Source organism: Xanthomonas maliensis (assembly GCF_009192945.1).
In the GTDB taxonomy this organism is placed as follows: Bacteria; Pseudomonadota; Gammaproteobacteria; order Xanthomonadales; family Xanthomonadaceae; genus Xanthomonas; species Xanthomonas maliensis.
This window is the reverse complement of record NZ_NSET01000081.1, coordinates 1-5,602: the sequence shown is the minus strand read 5'-3', so window position 1 is coordinate 5,602 and position 5,602 is coordinate 1. Positions and strand designations below refer to the sequence as shown.

The following is a 5,602-nucleotide window of genomic DNA, read 5'->3' as shown; positions in this document are numbered from 1 at the left end:
TCAATACCTTGCCGCTGCGGGTGAACTTGCTGGGAGTGGATGCGCGCACGGCCGTCGCACAGACACATGCGCGCCTGAGCGAGCTGCTGGTGCATGAGCACGCCTCGCTGGCCACGGCGCAGCGTTGCAGCCGCATCGAAGCACCGACGCCGTTGTTCAGCGCGCTGTTGAATTACCGCCATAGTTCGGCCGGCGACGCGCTGGCGCAGGAGGCTGCCTGGCAGGGCATCGAGGTGCTTTCGGCGGAAGAGCGCACCAATTATCCGTTGACCTTGAGTGTGGATGATCTGGGCGAGGACTTCCAACTGATCGCCCAGGTGGCGCCGGTCGTGGGTGCCGCGCGCTTGTGCACGTACATGCAGGTTGCACTGATCCAGCTGGTGGAGGCATTGGAGCGTGCGGACCCGCGCCCTCTACACGTGTGTTCTGTGCTTCCCGAGGCCGAGCGCCAACGCCTCCTGCAGCAGTTCAATGCGGCAACGGCGGAGTATCCGCGCGATGTCTGCGTGCACGAGCTGTTCGAGGCGCAGGTCGCGCGAACGCCAGCAGCGATCGCACTGGTGCAAGGAGAGCGGTCGCTGACCTACGACGCATTGAATGCGCAAGCCAACCGTCTGGCGCATTACCTGCGTGAGCTGGGGGTCGGTCCAGATGATCGGGTGGCGATCTGTGCGCAGCGCAGTGTCGAGATGGTGGTGTCACTGCTGGCGGTGATCAAGGCGGGCGGTGCGTATGTGCCGCTGGATCCGAGCTATCCGCTGGAGCGACTGTCGTACATGCACCAGGATTGCGCCGCGGTGGCCGTGCTGACCGATGTCGCCAGTCGTCACTTGCTCGAGGACAGTGGCGCTGCTGTCGTGGTGGTCGGTTTGCAAGGCGATGACAGCTGTTGGGCACATGGGCCTGATCACAATCTTGACCGCCATGCCAATGGCCTACGTGCCGATCACCTGGCCTACGTCATTTACACCTCCGGCTCCACCGGCCAACCCAAGGGCACCTTGCTCACCCATGCCGGTGCTGCGCACTACCTGCAATGGGCGGTCGACACGTATCAGCCAACACCCAGTGCGGTGGTGTCCTCGTCGCTGTCCTTCGACGCGACCCTGACCAGCCTGCTCGTCCCGCTCCTGTGCGGCGCGCACGCTGAACTGCTGCCGGAACACGACACCCTCGATGCCTTGCGTCAACGCCTGTGCGATCCAACGCCCTTGGGGCTGGTCAAGCTGACACCGGCGCATCTGGAAGTGCTTGGTCAGCAATTGGCCGAGCAGACAGCGCCGCTCAGTCCTCAGGTGATGGTGATCGGCGGGGAGGCATTGTCGGCGGCGACGCTGGCGCGCTGGCAAGCGTTGGCGCCGCATACTCGTCTCATCAACGAGTACGGTCCCACCGAGACCGTGGTCGGTTGCGTGGTCCACACGGCGACTGCCGCCGACGCGGATGCCGCCAACGGCCGTGTGCCGATCGGTCAACCTATCGCGGATCTGCGCCTGTACGTGCTCGATGCCCATGGGCAACTGGCGCCGATCGGTGTCGTCGGCCAGCTGTATATCGCCGGGCCGCAGCTGGCGCGCGGCTATTTGGGCCGTGCCGGCTTGACCGCCGAGCGCTTCGTTCCCGATCCGTTCGCCGAACAGCCTGGTGCACGGATGTACTGCAGCGGCGATCTGGCGTCCTGGCGCGCGGACGGCACCCTCGACTATCTTGGCCGCAACGACAACCAGGTCAAGGTACGCGGGTTCCGCATCGAACTGGGCGAAATCGTGGCGGTGCTGCGTGCCTGCGTTGGTGTGCAGGATGCGGCGGTGTTGCTGCGTGAGGACCATCCTGGCGAGCCCAGGCTAGTGGCGTATCTGGTTGGCGATGCCCAGCTGCTCTCTGCCGACACGTTGCGGACGCAGCTGGCGACGCGACTGCCGGAGTACATGGTGCCGGCCGCTTATGTGCAATTGGACGCGCTGCCACTGACGCCGAACGGCAAGCTGGATCGCAGCGCCTTGCCCGCGCCCGATGGCGCTGCCTATGCCGCGCAGGCTTATGAAGCGCCGCAAGGTGAGATCGAGCAGACGATTGCGGCGATCTGGAGTGCGCTGCTGGGTCTGGAGACGATCGGGCGACACGATAACTTCTTCGTTCTCGGTGGCCATTCGTTGCTGGCGGTGCGGGTCATCTCGCGCCTGCGCCAAGCCTTGGGTCTCGAGATCGGCGTGGCCGAACTCTTTTCCCATCCCACCTTATTGCAACTTGCTGGCTGCGTCGCATCGGCATCGGGGGAAGTGGTGCAGCCGATCGTGCCGCTGGCCCCTCAAGCGCGGCGCGTCTTATCGTTCGCACAGCAGCGGCTGTGGTTCCTGTCGCAGTTCGAGGGTGTCAGTCAGGCCTATCACATCAGCGGCGGCCTGCGCCTGCATGGCGTGTTAGACACGCACGCGCTGCAGCGTGCCCTGGATCGCATCGTGTACCGGCATGCGGCGCTGCGCACGATCTTCGCACAGGTCGACGGGCAGGTGGTGCAGGAGTTTGCGGCCGAGGACACCGGTTTCGCGTTGAGCGTGCACGATCTGCGAGATGTGTCCGGTCAGAAGGCAATGCTGGAGCAGGTGTTGCACGAGGCGGCACAGGCTCCGTTCGCGCTGGAGCGCGGCCCGCTGATCCGCGGTGTCCTGGTCCGGCTTGCCGAGACCGAGTCGGTGCTGTTCATCGCCATGCACCATATCGTCTCGGACGGCTGGTCGATCGCCCTGCTGATCGACGAACTGAGCGCGCTGTACCAGGCGTTTGCACTTGGCGACGCCGATCCCTTGGCGCCGTTGCCGATCCAGTACGCCGACTATGCGAGCTGGCACCGCCAGTGGATGACGGGCGAGGTGTTGCAGCAGCAGGCCAGCTATTGGCGCGCGGCCTTGGCGGATGCGCCGGTACTGCTGGAACTGCCGACGGACCATCCGCGTCCAGCGCAGCAGGACCATACGGGCGCGCTGCGGGAGGTGATGATCGACCCGCAACAGGTGCAGGCGTTGAAGACCTTGAGCCGGCGCCATGGGCTGACGCTGTACATGACCTTGCTGGCCAGTTGGGCGATGCTGCTGTCGCGCCTGTCCGGCCAGGACGATGTGGTGATCGGCAGCCCGGCGGCCAATCGCGGGCGCGCCGAGACCGAAGGATTGATCGGATGCTTCGTCAACACGCTGGCGTTGCGTGTGGAGGTGGCCGGCGCATCGACACTGGCGCAAGTGCTGGCAGCAGTGAAGCAGCGTGCGCTGAAGGCGCAGGCGCATCAAGACCTGCCCTTCGAGCAGGTGGTCGAGCTGGTGCAGCCACCGCGCAGCCTGGCGCATACGCCACTGTTCCAGGTGATGTTCGCCTGGCAGAACACCCCGCAGGGCGTGTTGGATCTGGGGGATCTGCAAGCCCATCCCCTGGACATTGCAGCGGTCAGTGCGCAGTTCGATCTGACGCTGTCGCTGGTCGAGCGCGAACAGGGCATTGTGGGCAGCCTCATCTATGCCACGGCCCTGTTCGCGCCTGCGACGGTGGAGCGGTGGCTGGGGCATTGGCAGCAGCTGCTGCAGGCGATGGTTGCCGAGGGTGCGGATGATCGCCCGGTCGACAGCCTGCCTGTGCTGGATGAGGCCGGCTTGCGTCAGGTGGTGTGGGAGTGGAATAAAACCGAGGTCGATTATCCGGCCGATGTGTGTGTCCATGAATTGTTCGAAGCGCAGGTGGCGCGCACGCCAGCCGCGATCGCGGTGGCGCAAGGCGACGTGTCGCTGCGCTATGACGCGTTGAATGCGCAAGCCAACCGTCTGGCGCATTACCTGCGTGAGTTGGGGGTGTGCCCGGATGACCGGGTGGCGGTCTGCATGCAGCGCAGCGTGGAGATGGTGGTGGCGCTGCTGGCCGTGTTGAAGGCCGGCGGCGCCTATGTGCCGCTGGATCCTGCCTATCCACCGGACCGGCTGGCCTACATGCTGGACGATTGTGGGGCAGTGGCGGTGCTGACCGAAACAGCGAGCCGGCACCTGGTCAACGACCATGCCGCCGCGGCGATCATCGATCTGTACGCCGACGGTGAGCGTTGGGCGCAACGACCGCTTAGCAACCCGAGTCCCGGCGTCATCGGCCTGACGGTGGAGCATCTGGCCTATGTGATCTACACCTCCGGCTCGACGGGCATGCCGAAGGGGGCGATGAATGCGCATCGCGGTGTGGTCAACCGTCTGTTGTGGATGCAGGACGCCTATCAACTCGCCTCCTCCGAGGTCGTGCTGCAGAAGACCCCGATCAGCTTCGATGTCTCGGTGTGGGAGCTGTTCTGGCCGTTGCTCAGCGGCGCGCGCATGCAGTTGGCCGAGCCGGAAGGGCAGAAGGACCCGGCGTATCTCAAGCGTTTGATCGACGGCGCGCAGATCACCACCTTGCACTTCGTACCGTCGATGCTGCGGGCCTTCGTCGAGCATGGAGAGCATGCGCTGTTCCCGGGGGTCAAGCGGGTCATCTGCAGTGGCGAAGCCTTGGCGCCGTCGCTTGCCGAGCGTGCGCAGGCGGTCTTTCCGGCGGCCGGGATTTTCAATCTGTATGGCCCGACGGAAGCGGCGGTGGATGTCACCGCGTGGCGCTATCGCCCGGGATGGGAGCATGCCGGTAGCCTGCCAATCGGTCGACCGATCGCCAATCTGCGCATCTACATCCTCGATGCACACGGTGCGCCGGTGCCGATCGGGGTGGTCGGTGAGCTGTACATCGGTGGCGTGGGCGTGGGGCGTGGCTATCTCAATCGCGACGCGCTGACCGCCGAGCGCTTCCTGCCGGATCCGTTTAGTGCCGATCCAGCGGCGCGGATGTATCGCAGCGGCGATCTGAGCCGTTGGCGCGCGGATGGCACGATCGAGTATTTGGGGCGTAACGACCACCAGGTCAAGATCCGCGGCTTCCGCATCGAGCTGGGCGAGATCGAGTCGCGGTTGACTGCGCATGCGGATGTACGCGAATGCGTGGTGGTGGCCTTGGAGACCGGCGATGGCGACAAGCGGCTGGTGGCGTATTGGGTCGCCGCCGACGCGATGTCGGCCGAAGCGCTGGGGGCAGAGAGCCTGCGTGGCTGGCTGTTGGAGGTGCTGCCGGAATACATGGTGCCGGCTGCCTATATGCAACTGGATGCCTTGCCGCTGACCCCGAATGGCAAGCTGGATCGCAAGGCCTTGCCCGCACCAGATGGAGCAGCGTATGCGGTGCAGGCGTACGAGTCGCCGCAAGGCGCCGTGGAGCAGACCCTGGCCGAGATCTGGCAAGCGGTGCTGGGCGTGGAGCGGGTGGGGCGGCACGATAACTTCTTCCAGTTGGGTGGACACTCGTTATTGGCGGTGAACCTGATCGAACGCATGCGCCAGCAGGGCCTCAGTGCCGATCTGCGGGTGCTGTTCGGACAACCGACCGTGGAAGCCATCGCGGCCGTGGTGGCCCATGGCCATGACGTCGTGGTGCCAGCGAATCGCATCCCGTTCGATTGTGCTCGCATCACGCCGGAGCTGCTGCCGCTGGTGGCGCTGCCGCAGGAGGCGATCGACCAGATCGTGGCCCGCGTGCCTGGCGGCGCTGC

The 5,602-nt window shown here is 65.4% G+C and carries 1 protein-coding gene; it reads left to right on the top strand.

Translation table 11 applies throughout. The annotated features are described in order from the left end of the window. Positions 1-5,602 (top strand): non-ribosomal peptide synthetase (locus CKY51_RS20780; protein WP_152249848.1); only part of this gene is annotated, 5,602 nt, incomplete at both ends.